Annotated in this window: 12 protein-coding genes; all 12 read left to right on the top strand. The window is 41.1% G+C overall.

Annotation, left to right across the window (positions count from 1 at the left end):
- Positions 1-34 precede the first annotated feature (34 nt).
- The 12 genes from IEE83_RS22790 (at position 35) to IEE83_RS22735 (ending at position 21,103) form a co-directional block, all read left to right on the top strand.
- Positions 35-1,030, top strand: a complete 996-nt coding sequence (locus IEE83_RS22790) for a YhdH/YhfP family quinone oxidoreductase (RefSeq protein ID WP_194122787.1) — start codon at positions 35-37, stop codon at positions 1,028-1,030.
- A gap of 335 nt (positions 1,031-1,365) precedes the next feature.
- Positions 1,366-3,843 (top strand): glycoside hydrolase family 95 protein, encoded by a 2,478-nt coding sequence (locus IEE83_RS22785; protein ID WP_194122786.1) that lies wholly within the window; start codon positions 1,366-1,368, stop codon positions 3,841-3,843.
- Between the two features lie 18 nt (positions 3,844-3,861).
- On the top strand, positions 3,862-6,087 hold the full coding sequence (locus IEE83_RS22780) for a DUF7133 domain-containing protein (RefSeq protein ID WP_194122785.1): 2,226 nt from the start codon (positions 3,862-3,864) through the stop codon (positions 6,085-6,087).
- A gap of 177 nt (positions 6,088-6,264) precedes the next feature.
- Positions 6,265-7,749 carry an alpha/beta hydrolase gene (locus IEE83_RS22775; RefSeq protein WP_194122784.1) on the top strand — a complete coding sequence of 495 codons (1,485 nt, stop codon included), beginning with the start codon at positions 6,265-6,267 and terminating at the stop codon, positions 7,747-7,749.
- Between the two features lie 28 nt (positions 7,750-7,777).
- Entirely contained in the window at positions 7,778-9,943 is a 2,166-nt protein-coding gene (locus IEE83_RS22770; RefSeq protein ID WP_194122783.1) for an outer membrane protein assembly factor BamB family protein, read from the top strand.
- Between the two features lie 23 nt (positions 9,944-9,966).
- The gene (locus tag IEE83_RS22765) at positions 9,967-11,331 is read left to right on the top strand and encodes an enolase C-terminal domain-like protein (protein WP_194122782.1); all 1,365 of its coding nucleotides are present in this window, start codon (positions 9,967-9,969) and stop codon (positions 11,329-11,331) included.
- 309 nt (positions 11,332-11,640) lie between these two features.
- The gene (locus tag IEE83_RS22760) at positions 11,641-12,225 is read left to right on the top strand and encodes an RNA polymerase sigma factor (protein ID WP_194122781.1); all 585 of its coding nucleotides are present in this window, start codon (positions 11,641-11,643) and stop codon (positions 12,223-12,225) included.
- A 107-nt stretch (positions 12,226-12,332) separates the two neighbouring features.
- Positions 12,333-13,340: a FecR family protein gene (locus tag IEE83_RS22755; protein WP_194122780.1), complete on the top strand. Its 1,008-nt coding sequence runs from the start codon at positions 12,333-12,335 to the stop codon at positions 13,338-13,340.
- A gap of 47 nt (positions 13,341-13,387) precedes the next feature.
- Positions 13,388-16,783: a SusC/RagA family TonB-linked outer membrane protein gene (locus IEE83_RS22750; protein WP_194122779.1), complete on the top strand. Its 3,396-nt coding sequence runs from the start codon at positions 13,388-13,390 to the stop codon at positions 16,781-16,783.
- Between the two features lie 50 nt (positions 16,784-16,833).
- Positions 16,834-18,357, top strand: a complete 1,524-nt coding sequence (locus tag IEE83_RS22745; RefSeq protein WP_194122778.1) for a RagB/SusD family nutrient uptake outer membrane protein — start codon at positions 16,834-16,836, stop codon at positions 18,355-18,357.
- Positions 18,358-18,509: 152 nt separating this feature from the next.
- Positions 18,510-20,552: a hypothetical protein gene (locus IEE83_RS22740; RefSeq protein ID WP_194122777.1), complete on the top strand. Its 2,043-nt coding sequence runs from the start codon at positions 18,510-18,512 to the stop codon at positions 20,550-20,552.
- 323 nt (positions 20,553-20,875) lie between these two features.
- Entirely contained in the window at positions 20,876-21,103 is a 228-nt protein-coding gene (locus IEE83_RS22735) for a hypothetical protein (protein WP_194122776.1), read from the top strand.
- Positions 21,104-21,166 lie beyond the last annotated feature (63 nt).

Here is a 21,166-nt window from a genome sequence, read left to right as displayed (position 1 = left end):
ATAAATTGAAGCTGTAATTTTAATCAAAAAAATCATGACAAAGGCATTTAAAGCTTTATATATAAGCCAGGAAGAAGGAAACTTCAAAAAGGAAATCAAGGATGTAAGCATCGCCGATTTGCCGGAAAATGATGTGCTTATTAAAGTCAGTTATTCATCTCTGAATTATAAAGATGCTCTTTCAGCTTCCGGAAATAAGGGTGTTACAAAGAAATTTCCACATGTTCCGGGCATTGACGCGGCAGGAATTGTTATGAAATCCAACACGCCGGATTTTCAGGAAGGTGATCCGGTTCTGGTAACCGGATTTGATCTGGGCATGAATACCTGGGGCGGTTTTGGTGAATACATCAGCATTCCCGCTGCCTGGGTTGTAGCCTTACCCGAAGGACTTTCTTTAAAAGAAGCCATGAGTTTAGGAACAGCGGGATTAACAGCAGGATTGTCTGTTGAGAAAATAATTGCTGCCGGAATTACTCCGGATCAGGGCGCTGTTATTGTCAGTGGAGCAACCGGAGGAGTTGGTAGTATGGCGACGGCAATTTTGTCAAAACTTGGGTTTGAAGTGGTCGCGATTTCCGGGAAAAGTGAAAACGATTTTTTGACCTCAACGCTTGGCGCAAAACAGATGCTTAACCGGGATGAATTTATTGAAAAATATAATAACAAACCTTTATCGCCATCTGATTTTGCGGCTGGAATCGATAATGTAGGCGGACCGACATTATCAGGAATTTTGAAATCCGTCAAACAATATGGGATTGTTACCTGCTGCGGAAATGTCTCTTCGGCGGATCTAAACACTTCTATTTTCCCATTTATTTTAAGAGGAATTACCCTGACCGGCATCGATTCTGCCCAGGCTCCCATGGCGTTGCGAAAAAAAGTCTGGAAATCATTAGCATCAGAATGGAAGCCGGTACATCTGGATGAAATGATTGAAGAGATTAGTTTGGATGAATTACCGGAAAAATTGGATGCATTATTACAGGGAAAAGCCAAGGGTCGTTATGTCTTGAAACACGATTGATGAATAATTAAAGTTTGATGTTTGGCCTGTGTAGTAGGATTACCATCCGGCTATACAGGCTTTGCTATTTTAGGATTATTTTATTTGATTATATAATAAAAATATTGTCAAAACCGGTTTGGTTAATGTTTTATTAATCATTCTGTTAATCCTGCATGCCTAATTTGCATCAAATTCTTTGATCCTGATACATTCCGGATGGTTAAGGATTATATTCTTTCTCAAATATTTACAAACAATCATGATTAGAGTATTCTTTTTTGATTCTTATCTAAGTGTCACCCGTTTTTCAATTTCCAATTTCTGCTTTTAGATAAGATATCCAAATCAATTCAATGAAAAATTTATTACGCACTCTGATCGGTTTTTTGTTTATTTCTAACGCTTTTGCTCAGCAATCCGGCGCGTTAAAACTCTGGTATAAAATACCTGCCGGAAAAATATGGACCGATGCGCTACCGGTTGGAAACGGCCGTTTGGGAGCGATGGTTTATGGAAATCCTGAGCAGGAAGTAATAAAACTGAATGAATCTACCGTCTGGGCGGGCGGACCAAATCGCAACGATAATCCCAAAGCACTGGCAGCGTTGCCACAGATCAGAAAACTGATTTTTGAAGGAAAACATGCAGAGGCCGAAAAACTGGCTGCACAGAATATTGAGTCAAAAACAACCCATGGTATGATGTATCAGCCGGTTGGGAATCTCCATCTAAGTTTTGCGGGACATGAATCTTTTACAGATTATTACCGGGAACTGGATTTGGAAAAAGCGATAACCACAACTTCTTATACTGTTGATGGTGTGCGTTATACCCGACAAGTAATTGCCTCTGTTCCTGATCAGATTATTGCAATCCGGTTAACAGCTGATAAACCAGGGAAATTAAATTTCACTTCTTTTTTAACAAGTCCGCAAAAAGGACAGCGAAAAACAGATAAAACAGGGAAGCTGGTTTTTACGGGAATGAGCGGTAATCATGAAGGTTTGAAAGGACAAATTGCATTCAATGCACATGTGAAAGTGCTGAATGAAGGCGGACAAATATCGAAAAATGATACATCCGTCACGATCAATAAAGCCAATGCAGCCACGATTTACATTTCAATTGCTACCAATTTTGTTGATTACAAAACGCTGACAGCAAATCCGGAAACGAAAGCAGATTTGTATTTGAATAATGCGGTGAAGAAACCATTCAAAAATATTCTTGCCAGTCATATTCTTGCTTATCAAAAGTATTTCAACCGGGTAAAACTGGATTTGGGAACAACGGAAGCAGCTAAACTTCCAACCAATGAAAGAATAGAAAAATTTGCATCAGGAAACGATCCGCAAGTCGTATCCTTATATTTTCAGTTTGGAAGATATCTGTTGATTTCCGCTTCCCAACCTGCACAAAATGGAATGCCGGTTGGTCAACCAGCAACATTACAAGGAATATGGAATGAACAAATGACTCCCCCCTGGGATAGCAAATATACCATCAATATCAACACAGAAATGAATTATTGGCCTGCCGAAGTTACCAACCTGACGGAGATGCATGATCCTTTAATTCAGATGATTAACGATCTTTCGCAAACAGGAAAAGAAACGGCAAAGGTTATGTATGGAGCGGGAGGCTGGGTGGCGCATCATAATACAGATATCTGGAGAATAACTGGTCCGGTTGACCCGATTTTTTACGCCATGTGGCCCATGGGCGGTGCCTGGCTGAGTACACATGCCTGGGAAAAGTATTGTTATTCAGGAGATAGAAATTATTTGAAGTCTGTTTATCCTGCGCTTAAAGGTTCTGCTCAGTTTTTTATTGATTTTCTGGTTGAAGAACCTAAGCATAAGTGGTTGGTCGTAGCGCCGGGAATGTCTCCGGAAAATGCACCGGCTTCTCGTCCGGATGTGACCATTGGCGCTGGAAATACAATGGATAACCAGATTGTTTACGACATTTTCACCAGCACGTTACGCGCGGCCGAAGCACTGGGAACTGATCCTGAATTTGTAAAAATATTGAAAGAAAAACGGTCGAGATTGGCTCCAATGCAGGTTGGAAAATTTGGCCAGTTGCAGGAATGGCTGGAAGATCTTGACAATCCGGAAGATAAACACCGCCACATTTCACATTTATACGGATTATATCCCTCGCACCAGCTTTCTGCTTATCGTACGCCCGAACTTTTCAGCGCGGCGCGTACTTCACTTGAACATCGCGGTGACGTTTCTACCGGCTGGTCTATGGGCTGGAAGGTGAACTGGTGGGCCAGATTGCAGGATGGAAACCGGGCTTATAAATTGATTACGGATCAACTTTCTCCTGTGAATGCGCCTGGGAAAAAAGGTGGCGGAGGAACTTACACCAACCTTTTTGACGCGCATCCGCCTTTTCAGATTGATGGAAATTTTGGCTGTACTGCCGGCATTGCAGAAATGTTGATGCAAAGTCATGATGGTGCGATTCATCTGCTGCCGGCTATTCCTGATGGCTGGAAAACGGGAAGTATTTCCGGACTTCGCGCACGGGGTGGTTTTGATATACTGGCTTTGGAATGGAAAGATGGTAAGGTGTCAAAACTTGTGATTAAATCCAATCTGGGAGGAAATTGTCGTCTAAGGTTACCAAATAATTTACAAGGAAAAGGTATCGTTTTACAACCGGCAAAAGGCGAGAATTCAAATGTTTTTTACCCAACGGAAGATGTCCTGAAACCTATTATTTCACCAGTAGCCATAATTAATAAACTGAATATCAAAGAAACCTTTCTCTTCGATTTTCAAACTGAAAAAGGGAAAACGTATTCACTAAGCCTGTAAATAATTAACCCAGCCACCATGAAAAAACATATTTCGATCGTCTGCGTTCTGACGGCTTTTATACTGATTACCTGTCAGGTTTCAAAGCAGAAAACGACTGATAATACGCTGAGAACAACGGATGCATCGGTTGCAGCAATTCCTGCTTTTACTTCCAATCCTTCACCGGAACATTTAACGCCGGAGCAAAGTCTGAAAACATTCAAACTGCCAAAAGGCTATCATCTTGAACTGGTTGCCAGCGAACCGATGATCCATGAGCCGGTTGCGATTGCATGGGACGGAAATGCGCGCATGTATGTAGCTGAGCTGAATACGTATATGCAGGATGTGGAAGGAACCAATGAGCATGCGCCGACGAGCCGTGTGATGCTTTTGGAAGATACGAATAATGACGGTAAAATGGACAAGAGTTCTGTTTTTATTGACAAGATGCTTTTGCCAAGAATGTTGTTATGTGTTGGTCATGAATTGCTTGTCAATGAGACAGATACCTACAATATTTACAGTTATAAAGATACGAACGGCGACGGTGTGGCTGATGATAAAAGACCAGTTTATACACCCAATAAAAAAGCACCCGGAAATCTTGAACATCAGCGTAGTGGACTGGATTGGAATCTTGATAATTATATTTATACAACGGTTGACCCGGTACGTTTTCGCTATTCAAAAGGTATGTTGGTGCCGGATTCTATTCCAAGCGGATCTAACGGACAATGGGGTTTGACGCATGATAATTTTGGTCGGCTTTACTTTTCCTCAGCGGGTGGGGAAGTGCCTGCGCTTGGATTTCAGATCAACCCAATTTATGGCAGAATGGAATTTACAGATCAGTATACACAGGAATTCAATGAAGTCTGGCCGATCATAAAAACGCCGGATGTAGAAGGTGGATTGAAAAGATTGAGGCCGGATACAACACTAAACCATTTCACAGCCAGCTGCGGACAGGTAATTTTTCGTGGCGACAGATTACCAAAAGATCTTGATGGCGATTTGCTTATCAGTGAGCCGGTTGGCCGTTTAATTCGTCGCGCCAAAGTGATTGATAAAGGCGGTAAAATTACTTTGGAAAATGCCTATCAAAAAGAAGAATTTATTGCTTCCACCGATATGAATTTCCGGGTTGTGAATATGTATACTGGTCCGGATGGTTGTTTGTATCTGGTGGATATGAACCGCGGAATTATTCAGGAAGGCAACTGGACGGGGCCGAAAAGTTATCTTAGACCGCAAATTAAACGTTTAGGTTTGGATAAAAACATTCAGCACGGTCGTATTTATCGTCTTGTTCATGACGGAATGAAACCTGGTCCAAAACCAGATTTACTGGATGCTTCATCAAAAAAGCTGGTTTCCTATCTTAATCATCCAAACGGCTGGTGGCGTGATAATGCACAAAAGGAATTGATTATCAGAAATGACAAATCGGTTATTCCTGCTTTAAAAATTATGGCAGAAAGTCAGAATGAATCGGTGAAATCTACTTCTTCGTTAGGTCGACTTCATGCATTGTGGACTTTGGAAGGTTTAGGTTCTTTGGATAGTGCAATTATTCTTGGCGCTTTAAAAGATAAAGATGCTGAAATCAGAAAAACAGCAATCCGCTTAACAGAGCCTTATTTGAAAAAGGATGATCAAATGATCGAGCACCTGGCCAGCCTGAAATCGGACGCGAGTTATGATGTAAAAATGCAGCTGATTTTGTCTTTGTCGTATAGCAAATCTCCAAAAGCAAAAAGCCTAATAGATGAAATGCTAACTGCTTCAAACGGAAATGAAGTATTAGCCCGCGCGCAGAAAAGTATTGATAAAAATGAAGATGTGAAAAAATTTGGCCAACGTTTGGGACGGTTGGACGAAGTTGACAGAAAACTTGTTTTGAATGGTGCTGTGATTTATAAATCGCTTTGTACAGCCTGTCACGGTGTGGATGGAAAAGGTTTGCAAAGTAAAACTGCACCGCCGCTTGTAGGTTCGCCGCGTTTGGGAAAAGGAAAAGATATGGCCATGCGCATTCTACTGCACGGACTTTCCGGCCCGATTGATGGACAAACTTATCCGAGTGAGATGCCGGCCATGGGTGATAACGACGACCAATGGATAGCCTCGGTACTTAGCTACGTCCGTCACGAATTTGTAAACGCGCCGCCAATCCGTCCCGCCGACGTAAAAACCGTCCGTGAACAAACGGCCGGCCGAAAAAATGTCTGGACATTATCTGAATTGTCCGGATTGTAGGGGCGTACCCTTGTGGTCGCCCAGGTTCAAATTGCAACCAAACTCATTTGAGTAAAAATCCAGAGGCATCGATCTAATAGAAATGTTCCAGCCTGTGCCGAAGATTTGATATTGATATTAGAAATATTATTGATTATTCCGGGGCGACCACGAGGGTCGCCCCTACCTAAACCACCCATGAAAAATAAATTCCTTTTCCTGATCCTATTGATTTTCCTCACCGGAAAAATCACAGCACAACCAACCTTCAGCGGCGATAAAGTTTCCTGGCACGGCTTCGACCGATACGATTTCGTCATGGACGAATCAACCTTAAAAATAACACCATTCAAACCGGACCCGGACGAAAAAAATGCAGTAAAAACTCCCGAAAAAGGCCAGCGCCGATGTATCATCGTAGTTCCGCAAAAAGCCGCCGCCGGAAATCCATGGTCCTGGCAGGGATGTTACTGGGATCATGAACCGCAAACAGAGGTTGAACTATTAAAACGAGGATTTTTCATCGCTTTTATTACTCCCGATCCCGGAAAAGAATGGGATGCCTGGTACAAATTCCTGACCGAAAAATATGGTTTGAATACAAAACCAGCTTTTGTAGGCATGAGCAAAGGCGGCGTAAATGAATATGACTGGGCGACTAGCAATCCTGATAAAGTTTCCTGTATCTATGCGGATAATCCAGCCATAAGACCAACCGCTTTTATGAAATTAGGAGAACTGGCTAAAAATGATATTCCACTTTTAAATGTCTGTGGATCAGCTGATTTTCTATTAGAAAGAAATACACTGGCGATTGAAAAACGCTATCAGGAATTAGGCGGAAGAATTACTGTGATGATCAAAGAAGGTCCGGCCCATCATCCGCATAGTATCAAAAATCCAAAATTGATTGCGGACTGGATCGAATCTAATATGAAATTGACCCCGGAAATAAGACCTGATTTTGCAAATGCTAAATTTATCAAGTCCTACTATTACAGTCTCGACAATTCTTACCCATATCTCCCGGAAGAAAAAACCTATGCAATAAGCCGCGGCCCCGGTTTTACCAAATGTTATGAGCGTTATGATCTGGAAAGAAACAGCCAGTGGGGAGTAACCGGTATGACGGTCATTGTTCCGGAAAAAGCTGCTTCGGGAAAACCATGGATTTTCAGAGCCAGTAATATTACCAGAGATGATGTTGTTGATCAGCAATTACTTGCCAAAGGTTATCACATTGTCATTGCTCCGTTAACCGAACAATCCGGTGCTGTAAAAAGCCAATGGGACTCAACTTACAACTTCATGGTTGAGCATGGTTTTTCAAAAAAAGCAGCATTGGAAGGAAAGGGAGCAGCTTCAGGTGAAAGTTTTGCCTGGGCGATTGAAAATCCGGATAAGGTAACGGCCATTTATACAGAAAATCCGGTGATGATGAGTTTGATGTCAAAAAAAGTATTGCTGGATAATCTGGAATCATTGACAAAAGCAAAAATTCCACTTTTAACAGTTAGCGGAAGCCTGGATCCGTGGCTGACTGATAATACCAAAGTTTTGGAACAGCGTTATAAAAAGTCGGGAGGAAAAAATACAGTACTGATCCGACAAGGCGAAGGACATTTCCTTACCACAAAAGACCCTGAAGTTATTGTCAAATTCATCACAGATAATACTAAATAAATTCTATAAAACTTTATCAGTCAGGCAAATGCACAAGATTATACTAATCGGCCAGCTTTTGTTAAGCATTGTGATGTTTAGCGCACGCGAAAGGGAAAATTATTCCGGTCCGGATACCGACTGGCCAACTTACGGAGGAAACAAGGCTGGAAATCGTTATTCGCCTTTAAACCAGATCAATACAGGGAATGTAAAAGAGCTGCAAGTGGCCTGGATGTATGACGCTTCTGAAAAACCGGATCCTAATAATCCCGGCAGATCGCGGAACCGTGCCATTCAATGTCAGCCGATTGTGGTAAATGGCATTTTATACGGAACTACGCCAGAATTAAAATTATTTGCTCTGAAAGCAGGAACCGGAGAACAGCTCTGGAAATTCGAACCTTCAAAAAGTGATAAACTGAATTCCAACCGCGGTGTGGTCTATTGGGAGGAGGGCATAGACAAGCGTATATTGTATACAGTTGGTTCGAGCCTGTATTCGATTAATGCACAAAACGGTGAAATTATAAGAACTTTCGGTGTTAATGGGAAGGTTGATATTCATGAAGGATTACAAACAAATATGGATCATGATGTCAGCGTTTTGTCTGTAAATGCGACCAGTCCGGGAATTGTTTTCAAAAATACTTTCATTCTTGGATCGGCCGTTTCGGAATCTGGCGATGCAGCTCCGGGACATATCCGTGCTTTTGATGTAGTTACCGGAAAGTTGAAATGGGTTTTCCATACGATCCCGCAACCGGGAGAATTTGGTTACGATACCTGGCCGAAAGATGCTTACAAAAAGATTGGTGCTGCCAACAATTGGAGTGGTATGAGCCTGGATGAAAAACGGGGAATTGTTTATTTTGGAACGGGTTCGCCGGCTTCGGATTTCTATGGTGGAGACAGAAAAGGTACTAATTTATTTGCCAATTGTATCATGGCTCTGGATGCGGAAACCGGTAAAATGAAATGGTATTACCAGACAATTCACCACGATCTCTGGGACCGTGATCACCCAAGTCCGCCTAATTTGACGACGATAAATCACAAAGGAAAAAAGGTTGATGTATTGGTTCAGTCAACAAAAGACGGACTTGTTTATGTTTTGGATCGAGATAAAGGAACTTCCATTTTTCCTGTTGAGGAACGACCAGTTCCTACCATCGGACTTCCGGGAGAACATCCTTTTCCAACCCAGAGATATCCTTCGAAACCGCTTCCATTATCCCGGCAAATTTTTACCGAAAATGACATAACCGATCTTTCACCGGAAGCGCATGCTTATGTAAAGGAGCGTTACGAAAAGATAAAAACCAATAACAAATTTGCCCCGCCAAGTACAACCGGAACCTTACTTTTTGGTTATAGCGGCGGAGCAGAATGGGGTGGAAATGCGGTTGATCCGGATGGAATTTTTTATCAAAACGCAAATGAAGAGCCATGGGAATTAATCATGATGGATGCGACTCAGAAAAAAACAGATGTTCCAAGAACTGCCGGAAACGCTTTATACATGACCAACTGTTCAGCATGTCACGGTCAGGACAGGAAGGGGAGTGGAAATGAATTGCCGTCTCTTGTTGATATTGGTAAAAAACTGAATGCTGCGTCTATCAAAAGTATCCTGAAAACAGGAAGTGGACGAATGCCATCTTTTTCTCATTTGTCTGATAAAGAACATGATGCAATAATTGCTTTTTTGTTAAATACGGAAAAAGACCAGAATACGTTTGTTCAAACTGAAAAAAAAGCTCCGGTAAAGAAAGGCGGATTTCCTTATACACCAGCCTATGTCAGCAAAACCTGGCAAAGATTCACTGATCAGGATGGCTATCCCGGCGTAAAACCACCTTGGGGAACGCTGAATGCAATTGACCTGAATACGGGAGAATATTTATGGCGTGTGCCTTTGGGCGAGTATCCCGAACTGGCAAAAAAAGGGATTCCAACAACAGGAACTGACAGTTATGGTGGCCCATTAGCAACAGCCGGAGGCCTCGTTTTTATTGCCGGAACAAAAGACGAAAAGATCCGTGCTTTTGATAAGAAAACAGGAAAAGTAGTTTGGGAATACCAGCTTCCGGCAGGTGGATTTGCTACACCAATCAGTTATGAGATCAATGGAAAACAATTTATAGTCATTGCTGCCGGTGGTGGTCGAGGACAAAAAATTGGTGGAAATTATATTGCTTTTGCTTTGAAATAATAAACCTTTAATCCGATAGAAAGATGTCAAAATCAGAAAAAAATGTGGAGGATAGTCGGCGTAATGCGCTGAAATTATTAGCTGCCGGTTCAACGGCTGGTTTGTTTTCTTTGTTTGAAAGTCCGGCTGCACGTGCCGAAAAATATGTGACACCATCGTACGCAAAAGCAATGGCGCCGGTAACCATAAAAAGTGTAAAAGCAATCACAACTGCACCGGGCGGATCAAATCTGGTGATCGTAAAAGTGGAAACTTCGGAGCCTGGTTTGTATGGTTTGGGCTGTGCTACTTTTACACAAAGAGCGCTGGTAGTAATACCTGCAATCAATGTTTATCTGAATGAATTTTGCGTGGGAAAAGATGTCGATAACATTGAAGATATGTGGCAGTCGACCTATGTGAGTTCTTACTGGCGGAATGGTCCTGTGTTGAATAATGCACTTTCCGGACTGGATCAGGCTTTGTGGGATATCAAAGGAAAACGTGCCAATATGCCCGTTCACCAGCTTTTGGGTGGAAAAGCCCGGATTGCCGTTGAAACTTACACACATGCAAGCGGCCCGACTCCGGAAGCTGTTGCCGATAAAGTGCAGCAATATATGTCCGAAGGTTTCCGTCACATCCGGATTCAGCAAGGCGGTTATGGCGGAGTAGGAGCGATGGATGAAATAAAACCGGATTTTAAAGCAGCAGGTTTTGGCCGTTCAACAGACGATTTCAGCGACCAGAGAACTTATCTGAAACGTGTTCCGAAAATGTTTGATATTGTCAGAAAAAGATGTGGGGAGGATATTGAACTTTTGCATGACATGCATGAACTCGTTGAGCCAATGGATGCCATCAATATGATAAAAGGTTTGGAAGAATATCGTCCTTATTTCGTTGAAGATCCGTTTTCTCCGGAAAATATGGGCTGGTTCAAACAGCTTCGCCAAAGTACTACCGTACCCATTGCGATGGGAGAATTGTTCAATAACATCAACGAATTCCGTGAGCCGATGGCTCATCAATTATTCGATTATATCCGTTGTCACGTTTCCCAGCTTGGAGGAATAACACCGGCTATGAAAGTGGCGCGTTTGGGAGAATGGTTTAACGTGAAAACGGCATGGCATGGTCCGGGAGATACTTCACCGGTTGGGCACGCTGCCAATAACAATATCGATATCGCGATCTGGAATTTTGGAATTCAGGAATCCCAGAAATTCAGTGAGAAAGTGCAGGAAGTTTTCCCGGGTTGTCCGACGATAAAAAATGGATATTACTATGTAAATGAAACACCCGGACTTGGTATTGATATCAATGAAAAAGAAGCAGCGAAATATCCGATCAGCTCGAAATCGAGATGGACGGTTAGGAAAAGCGATGGGACGTTGTTAAAACCTTGATTATAAAATTCCGCTGTCTGCGGTCCCCGTGGGTTGAAACCCCGTGCTACAATGTCGGTCATGCCTACGGCATTTTTTCGAAGCATTATTTCGATTAACTGCCAGGAGCATGACCGATTATATTTTGATGGACTTTCGACCTCGAAATTGCTGATTAATAAACCATTAACGTCAATTTAATCTATTTTTTATTGAAATTGTTTAAAAAAATATCCAAAAAACAGCTCTGTTAATCCTTTATTAAGATTTTCTTAAGACTGCTAATCTAAGTTTGCCATAGTTAATTTTTAACCCTTTTGGCAAAATCATATGAATGACGTTGACTTGTGGAGAAGCTTTCGGAACGGAGATGATCACGCCTTTTCCATGTTGTATCAAACCTACATTGAAGTATTGTACAAGTATGGACATAAGCTTACGATTGATTCTGAACTGGTTGAAGATGCGATCCAGGACATGTTTATTGAACTTTGGAATAGTCGTCAGCGATTGTCCGATACGGATTCTGTCAAATTTTATCTTTTCCGAGTACTCAGAAGAAAGATTACGCAGAATCCTCTAATGCGAAAAACCACAGATTGTGGTATCGAATCCATGGAGCAAAAGTTCTTCTCAGGTTCTGCGGAAAGCCAGCTGATCGATACGGAAAGCGAAGGCACCCGAAAAAAAATGCTTGGAAGAGCTTTGCTGAAATTACCTCCCCGTCAGCAGGAAGTTGTTAATCTTCGTTTTTTCAATGAATTCAATCACCAGCAGATTGCAGAAATTATGAACATCTCGATCCAGTCGGTGCACAATACACTTCAAAAATCCATGAAAGGTTTGCGGGAAATACTTTCCGATTATTCCGAGATCATTTTGTCTGCGGTCATTATGCTTTGTTTCGGAAATTGAAGTCTGGTTTGAGATAATTTAAATATTTCAAAAAAAAGTTTAATTCTTAGGGTAATCTGTTTCGAATTCTCCCATTTGATTGATGAATAAGAGAAACAAGATTTTCTATGAATTATTTGTTATTTGAACCGGAGGATTTTGCGCTGGATGAATTTTTCTGCCGGTGGGTTTTGGAGCCTACCTCGGAATCGGAAACTTTCTGGCGTAACTGGCTGAATGATAACACTGGCAAAAATAAGGACATAGAAATTGCACGTCAGTTAGTACTTCTTGCAACCTCCGACGACGAGATTTCCCCTTCACAATTCATCATCAACAAAATCTGGGAAGGAATTGAGAATGGAAAACAGGCAAGAACAAATGTTTTTCAAAGTGTCAGATTCTGGATGAAAGTCGCGGCGGCTGTTACCATTTTATGCGTCGCTTTTGCCGGATATTTTTACAAACGCGTTCAAAACCAAACTTACCGCACTGCATTCGGTGAGTCCAGAAGATTATTACTACCTGATGGCTCACTGGTAACGCTTAACGCAAATTCAAACTTACGTATCTCGGACCGTTGGGGCGTTGCAAAAGAACGTGAAGTCTGGATGGAAGGTGAAGCATTTTTCAGTGTAAGTAAATTGAAAAAAAATGGTGTTCCAGTGAAATTTATCGTACACACGCCCGATCTGGATGTTCAAGTAAAAGGAACTGAATTCAATGTCAACACCAGAAAAAACCAGACGCAGGTGGTATTGAGTGAAGGCAGCGTCAATCTTTATCTATGCGGCATCGGGAATAAAAATGAAGTCCGGATGAAACCCGGCGACCTGGTTGATTTCTCCCAAAATAATAAAAAACTTTTAGTCAGGCATTTGAAAGATGCCACGCCTGTTTTCTCCTGGAAAAATAATCGCTGGACGTTAAGCGATACATCTCTGGAAGAAATTTCCAACCTGATCCGTGAAACGTTTGGTGTTACCGTTACCATTGAGGATGATTCTCTTCGCAGCAAAAAGATATGCGGGGTGGTTCCTACCGACAATATGGATGATTTGCTCAGTTCGCTTGAAAGTATTTTACCAATAACAATTCTGCACCATGAAAACCATTTGACTATCAGGAATCGCTAGTACTAAACTAAATCAAAAATTTCCACTAAAACCTTAATTGAATTCCCATGAAAAAAATTAGTCTACTCATAATGGGACTGACCTGTTTTTGTCATTCCATTGCTGATGCTCAGATATTTGCCCGGGGACAAGTGCCTCAAAAAGCACCGGTTTCCCAAACAACATATAAAAGTCTGGATCAGGTTTTGAAAGATCTGGAAAAGAAACATTCGATTTATTTCATGTATCAAAATGAAAAAATTAAATCGATGCAGGTGCAGTATCCTTTAAAGTCGGGTGAAGATGTGGATGCGACACTTGACAGAGTTTTGAAAGCCAGCGGACTGGAATATAAAAAACACGGAAAGATCTATGCGATTTTCCCGAAAGATGCTGATTCAAATTCAATTAAAGAATTGAAGCAGTCGATGAAACAAACGCAGGTACCTGCAAATGAGCCTGATTCTGATGCTGGTTCTGCCACAAATCAACCTGCGGAACAAGGGTCAGAAATAAAATTGATTGGCATTAAAGGAAAGGTAACGGACGAGAAAAATGCCGGACTGCCAGGAGTAAGTATTGTTATAAAAGGTACACAAACCGGAACCACAACCGATGCTGGTGGTGAGTATCAGCTGGATATTCCGGACGCACAAGCCGCAAGCGCTGTCCTGATTTTCAGCTTTGTAGGATATGAAAGCCAGGAAGTTCCCGTCGGTAGCAAAACTTCGGTTGATGTTAATCTGAAAGTAAGCGAACGTGGACTGGATGAGGTTGTTGTAGTAGGTTACGGAGAGCAGCGTAAAAGTGAAGTGACGGGTGCTACCAGTACAGTTTCGGCCAAGGAAATTGCTAAACGTCCGCTTTCAAGATTGGAACAGGCATTACAGGGAACTACGGCCGGAGTGATGGTTGTAAGCCAGAACGGTCAGCCGGGACAAGGACTTCGGGTGAAAATTCGTGGAGCAAATTCCATTACCGGGAGTAATGAACCACTTTATGTAATTGATGGAAATATCGGTTCCGGATCTGACGTGAATGTGAATGATGTTGAATCGATCGAGATTTTGAAAGATGCGGCATCAACAGCAATTTATGGTTCAAGAGGTTCCAACGGCGTTGTGATGATCACAACGAAATCGGGGAAATCAGGAAAAATGCAGATCAATCTGGAATCGTGGGTTCAGCAGGCGTCTATTCCAAGAAAACTGAAACTGATGAATGCCTATGATTTTGCGCGCTCGGTAAATTCTCAATTTGTTTCCACAGGAAGCACGCCAGCTTTTAATGAAACCCAGCTTCAGGCATTTAAACAAAATGGCGGTACGGACTGGCAGGATGAATTGCATACCAAACCATTTGTCAAAAATTACCAGCTTGATGTTTCGGGTGGAACAGACGCGGTCAAATATCGTTTTTCACTGGGCTATCTTGATCAGCCTGGTGTGATTTTAAATCAGTCTTACAAAAGAGCTTCTTTTCGTTCTAATATCGATACAAGGATAAACGACCGCATGAATATCAAATTCATTGTGGCTGCAACCATTCCTCAAAATCATAACAACAGTTACGGCGGAGGTTTGGGTGATCCGTTCAACCAGGCGGTAGAATGGGATCCGACTTCACCGATTCGTGATCCTGTGACCGGAAATTACATTTCCCACTCATCTTACGCTTCGATTCAGTTCAATCCAATCGCGCAGGCCAACAACCAGCGTGTTGATAATACAAGTACCAACGTTTCCGGAACAGGAACATTTACTTACAAAATCCTGAACGACCTTACTTTTACTTCTACCAATGTTTATTCGCTTGGTTCAGGTTTTGGCCAGCAGGTTTTCGGACCAGGAACGGGAGCATATGATTCTAAATCTGATTATGCTCAAATTAATTCTAATAGGTCGCACAGTTTTCTTAGCAGTAACTTTTTGACCTACAAGAAAAAATTCGGCGATCACTCACTTACCGTGACAGGTTTATACGAAGTAATGTCGGGACAAAATACTGCTGTTCAGGCTTTGGCAAAAAACTTGTCGACCTACGCACTTGGATATTATAATTTAAGTCTGGGGGGAACACAGCAAACTTCCTCTACTTATTCGGCTGATGTTTTGCGCTCTTATATGGGACGGGTTAACTATTCTTTCAAGGAAAAATATTTTGTAACAGCCAGTATTCGTACGGATGGTTCGTCTCACTTGACAGATAAATACAGCTCGTTCCCGTCTGTCGGTGTTAGCTGGAATATTGCCAATGAAGATTTCCTGAAAGATTCAAGATTTATCAATAATCTTAAAATCAGAGCATCTTACGGACAAACTGGTAACCAGGCGGTTGCAGCTTATTCAACCATTCCTGTGATTTCTACGGGCGGTACACAGCCATCCTATTACTTCGACGGAAGCACGCCAAGTGTTGCCACGCCACTAGGATCGCCTGTTTCGCCTTCATTGAAATGGGAAGTAAAAACTTCGTATGATGTTGGTATCGATGCAGCATTCCTGAACGGAAGATTGACATTTACAGCTGATGCTTACAAAAATACGATCAACGATCTACTTTATAATTACCAGGCTCCTTTCTATCTGGGTGGTGGAACTTACAGCCGCAATATCGGTAGTGTTTCTAATAAAGGTCTTGAATTTGCTTTGGGTGGAACACCGGTTGTGACAGAAAATCTGCGTTGGAATACCAACTTTACCATCGCTTTTAACAGAAATAAAGTACTTGATCTTGGAGGACTTGACAACGTAATTACCGGTGGCGTTACAAACCAGGGAATTTTGAAAGTGGGCATGCCACTTGGTGAATTTTATGGTTTCGATTTTCAGGGAACATGGAAGTCCAACGAAGCAGCTCAGGCCGCAGCCTTCGGTATGAAACCGGGCGATGCAAAATATAGAGATGTTAACGGCGACAAAGCGTACACATCTGCGGATTATGTGCCGATCGGAAATGGTACGCCAAAGTACAGTTTTGGATTTATTAACGACGTTTCTTACAAAGCTTTCACTTTAAGTTTTATGTTCCAGGGAACGCAGGGCAACCAGAAATTCTCTCAGACTCAGGCATATTTATGGGGTGGATTGGGTGATATGAAAAATGCAACCACGGTTGAAGCAGTTCCTGAAAACTTATGGTCGCCTGAGCATGAAACCAACAATCCGGCTTGGAGCAACACTGGGAAAAACTACAATTTGAGCAGCCGTTATGTGTACAATGCAAGTTATATCAAACTGAAAAACGTCGCAATTTCCTACCGCATACCAACTGATTTGTTAAGCAAAATCAGAGTGAGAAGTCTGGAAGTTTATGTGAGCGGTCAAAATCTTTTCATGATCACGCCTTACAAAGGTTATGACCCGGAAGTTGAAAACGGAAACGACGCTATCTCGCAAGGCCAGGAATTCGGTGTTATTCCAAATCCGAGAACTTACACTGTTGGAGTCCGGCTGGGATTGTAATCTGAACCTCGCTGTAACCAATCATTCTAAATTTTATTAAAGAATATAAAATGAAGACAACATATTCAATTTTGACAGTAATCCTTTCCATGATGATTTTCGCCGGGTGCCAGTCGCTCACCGAAGATCCGAAAGGTACTTTGACACCAGTCACATATTTCAAAACACAAAGTGACCTCGACGCCTCCGTTGCTGCGATGTATATCCGCCTTGCCCGGGATGGTGGCTGGGGTTTTACCAGTAAGGAAACTTCTTATTTCGGCTCGGACGATTACACGACAGATCCGGGTTTGAATAAACAGGATCAGCGTGATTTTGATAAACTTGCCGGGGGTAGTACCAATCAATCCATGGTTGCCGAATGGCAGGGTCCATGGGAAACTATTTATCAGGCGAATAACGTAATTGAAAATTATAGTAAGGTTAGTTCAACAGAAGAATTGAAAAATGCTTCTGCCGGACAAGCCTATTTTCTAAGAGGCCTTTGTTACTATTATCTGGTAAGAACTTTCGGACCGGTGCCTGTGATTTTGGGATCGATTGATGTGAATGATCGTCCGCCAAGGGATGAGGTTTCCAAAGTTTATGAAGCGGTTGTGAGTGATCTGCAAATGGCAAAAACCTTACTTGGCACAAAACTGGAACAGGGAAAACCAAACAGGTATGCAGCAAGCTCACTATTAGCTGATGTATATCTGACAATGGCTGGCTGGCCACTCAATAAAGTTGAAAATTATGCCTTGGCAGCATCCGAAGCAAAATCGGTGATTGATGCCAATGTGTATAATCTGAATACACCGTACGACAAAGTTTTTACAACAAACAACAGTACGGAATCCATTTTCGCGTTGCAATATAATATAGGCGGAGGACTTCCAAACCGTCGTTTTGGATCAAGTAATGTACCTTTGGACGAAGTGGCCGTTGATGGATCAAGCGGATGGGATGATGTATATCCGGAAATAACTTTCTTTGAAAATGCACCGAAATGTACGCGTACAGATTTAACTTTTTATACAACTTTAAAGTTGAGACAGCCGGACAAAACCACATTCAAACTCGTTCCGTGGAGTTCGGCCGAAACACATGCGCAGCATCCATATTACAAAAAATTCAGGGCAGGATTAAATGGTGATGGTGTGAAGGAAACAGATTCACAACTGCTTTCAATCCAGCCAAGTACCAACAAAGCGACCGACATTATTCGTTATCCGCTTGTTTTACTTTGTTATGCGGAAGCTTCCGCCATGGCATCAGCACCGACGGCGGATAGTTATGCGGCAATCAATCTTGTCCGAAAGCGCGCAGGTTTGCCGGATCTGACGCCAGGACTTTCACAAACTGCTTTTCGTGATGCTGTGGTGTATGAAAGAGCTTATGAATTTGCTGGTGAATTTGGTGTAAGGTGGTTTGATATTGTCAGGCTGCAAATGCTTCCACAAATAATTGCGGCCAGAAATCCTGTTGAAAATCCAATTCCGACTGGCACAAATATCAGCCAGAAATACATTGCGCCGATTCCTTATACTGAAATGGTAAGAAATCCGGAATGGCAGCAAAATGCCGGTTATTAATAGTAAACCAGTCTTTGAAAGAAAAATAGTTTAATCGTGCTACGGCATGGTTAAACTATTTTCTGTTGTTAAGAGTAATTAGATGTTAGGTTTCTCATCAGAAAATCTGGCGTGCATGTGAATTTCTTTCCCTTATATTGTTACTTTCAATAATGAGTAAAAAGCAAGTTTTGACAAGGAAATCAGCTCCGAAACCAGATCGGATAATCGCCTTTCGGGTGATCAGTATGCTGTTACCTTTTTTGTTGTTATTTCTTGTTGAAATTGCTTTGAGGACTTTTAATTATGGTAATGATCTGAGTTTATTTATCGAATATCCGCAGGATAAAAATTACCTTTTCCTGAATCCTGACGCTTCAAAACGATATTTTTCAAATCAAAAAAACGCGACAACCGGAAATGTTGAGCCTTTTAAAAAGAAAAAGGAAAATGGCACTTTAAGATTTTTTGTCTTGGGAGAATCCACTACGATCGGTTATCCATATTTTCATAACGGCTCATTTCATCGCTGGCTTTTATACCGGCTGACACATATTTATCCTGATCAAAAGTTTGAAATTGTCAACATTTCCCTCACCGCCGTTAATTCTTACACGGTTGCGGGTTTTGCAAAAGAAGTCATTAATTATGAACCAGATGCGGTTTTAATTTATACCGGACATAATGAATATTACGGTGCTTTGGGCGTAGGTTCAACTGAAAATATTGGTGGAAATCGTTTTCTGATTAAGTTAATTCTCAAACTGCGGGAGCTGAAAATTATACAGCTGATCACTAACTTTTACGACAAAATAATAAGTACTACCAGTTCCAAAAATCCGGATTCTGAGGGCACAAGAATGCAGCGAATGGTATCAGAACAAAAAATTCCTTATCAGTCTGATTTGTATAAAAGGGGAGTTGAGCAGTTTCAAGGGAATATGGATGAAACGCTTGAATTGTTTAGCAAACACAACATTCCAGTATTGATCAGTAATCTTGTCAGTAATGAAAAAGACCTTAAACCATTCGTGAGTTTCCCGGTTGATAGCACCAAATTTCCAGGTTTTTCACTGAATTTTAAGCTTGGTTTAAAAGCCTTTAAAAACAAGAATTACAACTCAGCTTTTAATTTTTTCAAAGCGGCTGATAAAAGTTATTCCGAAAATGCGGAGAGCAATTACTATCTGGGAAAGCTTACATATGCTTCGAAAAATTATAATGAAGCACGTCGATATTTTTCCAAAGCAAAAGACCTTGACGGTTTGCGATTCAGAGCGCCGGATGAGTTAAATACTATTTTGAAAAATCTGTCATCAAAATATTCCAACGCACATCTTGTAGATACCAAAAGTATTTTTGAAACACATGCAGCCAATCAAATTATTGGAGATGAATTAATTCTGGAACATGTTCATCCGGATTTAATGGGTTATGCACTTATGTCCGACGTTTTCTTTGATGAAATTGAAAAACTAAAAATTATTAAAACATCCGGTGAAAAAATTAGTTTTGATGTTTTGTTAAAAGAAATGCCGATAACAAAAATTGATTCTTTGTCAGGTATTTATAAAGTAGCAAATTTGAAAAGCAGCTGGCCTTTTACCGGGACAATGCGTTCGGATTCTTTCAAAATAAATTCCTTTGAAGAAAAAACAGCTTATGAATTAGCCAACCGGAAAATTTCCTGGCTGGATGCAATGGACCGTGCGTACAATTATTATGTTGAAAATCACGATTTGGTAAATGCCAGAAAAACGGTAGAAACTTTAATTCTGGAATATCCAACTGATGCTCAGTATTATCTAAAATCTGCAATGTTGAGCGGAGAAATGAAGGACGAGAAAAACGCCGTTTTTAACTTCAAAAAAGCATTTTCGCTTTCCCCGACTTTTGATATTGCACGATATCTTTTTGTCATTTTGCTGAAACTTGACAAACCCGCAGAAGCAATTCCATATCTGGATTACGCGGTTGCAAATAATACTTCCCGCTTCGATTTGAATCCTGTTAAAAATTCTGCCCTGAATATTATTGAACTGAAAAACACTTTTTCAAAGGATTCCAGCGATAAATCTGCTCCATTACAGATTGCCAAATTGTATTTTAAAATGCAGAACAAAGAAGGCGCAGAAAAATACGCACGTAAGGTTCTGGTCCTGTCTCCGGGAAATTTGGAGGCCAAAATGATTATTTCAGGACAAGTTAAACCTTAGTTATCTTACCCATTATTTGAATAGTGTGGTGGTATTTTATAATGAATATCTTCATAAATTTTTATTTGCTTCAAAGCGTTTTTTAAAATTATTCCTTCTTGGCTAGCAGGATCAGGTTTGTTATTGAATTAAATATCAATCCATTCTAAAATAGTTTCATATTCTTCTTCGCTTTTAATAGGTTTCATGTTCATAATATTTGTGGTTTATGAAATCCGGATTTTCGATTAAATGGATTGGGCATAATTCATGTTGACAAATTCCTTTCTTCAAACCTGGATTGATTTTTGTTAAATTCCGTTATCATTAAAAAATGAGACATTATGGAAAACACAAATTTGCCTTCAGATCACATTCCTATTCTTTTTACGGACCAATCAGGAATAAGTCACGAAGGAATTTACAACTCGGCCATTCATGCGTTTGTAGAAAAAATTGGTGATGAAGGACCGGAAGATAGCGGCATCAGTTATACCGCTGAGGAAATCAGGGAGTGGGAATATCTGGATGACAAGGAAAGTTCTGATCCTGATATCATGATTATTTTGTAAAATATGTTGATTCTTAGGTTGTAAGCGCTATATACTGGCATTTGTTCGAAAAAAAATAAAACT

The organism is Dyadobacter subterraneus (assembly GCF_015221875.1).
GTDB lineage: Bacteria > Bacteroidota > Bacteroidia > Cytophagales > Spirosomataceae > Dyadobacter > Dyadobacter subterraneus.
Note: the sequence above shows the minus strand (reverse complement) of the source record. Positions and strands in the feature narration are given on the sequence as shown.

Excerpts from the sequence above, each read along its gene's own strand:
- IEE83_RS22790 (WP_194122787.1), top strand. The coding sequence starts at position 35 with ATGACAAAGGCATTTAAAGCTTTATATATAAGCCAGGAAGAAGGAAAC.
- IEE83_RS22785 (WP_194122786.1), top strand. The coding sequence starts at position 1,366 with ATGAAAAATTTATTACGCACTCTGATCGGTTTTTTGTTTATTTCTAAC.
- IEE83_RS22780 (WP_194122785.1), top strand. The coding sequence starts at position 3,862 with ATGAAAAAACATATTTCGATCGTCTGCGTTCTGACGGCTTTTATACTG.
- IEE83_RS22775 (WP_194122784.1), top strand. The coding sequence starts at position 6,265 with ATGAAAAATAAATTCCTTTTCCTGATCCTATTGATTTTCCTCACCGGA.
- IEE83_RS22770 (WP_194122783.1), top strand. The coding sequence starts at position 7,778 with ATGCACAAGATTATACTAATCGGCCAGCTTTTGTTAAGCATTGTGATG.
- IEE83_RS22765 (WP_194122782.1), top strand. The coding sequence starts at position 9,967 with ATGTCAAAATCAGAAAAAAATGTGGAGGATAGTCGGCGTAATGCGCTG.
- IEE83_RS22760 (WP_194122781.1), top strand. The coding sequence starts at position 11,641 with ATGAATGACGTTGACTTGTGGAGAAGCTTTCGGAACGGAGATGATCAC.
- IEE83_RS22755 (WP_194122780.1), top strand. The coding sequence starts at position 12,333 with ATGAATTATTTGTTATTTGAACCGGAGGATTTTGCGCTGGATGAATTT.
- IEE83_RS22750 (WP_194122779.1), top strand. The coding sequence starts at position 13,388 with ATGAAAAAAATTAGTCTACTCATAATGGGACTGACCTGTTTTTGTCAT.
- IEE83_RS22745 (WP_194122778.1), top strand. The coding sequence starts at position 16,834 with ATGAAGACAACATATTCAATTTTGACAGTAATCCTTTCCATGATGATT.
- IEE83_RS22740 (WP_194122777.1), top strand. The coding sequence starts at position 18,510 with ATGAGTAAAAAGCAAGTTTTGACAAGGAAATCAGCTCCGAAACCAGAT.
- IEE83_RS22735 (WP_194122776.1), top strand. The coding sequence starts at position 20,876 with ATGGAAAACACAAATTTGCCTTCAGATCACATTCCTATTCTTTTTACG.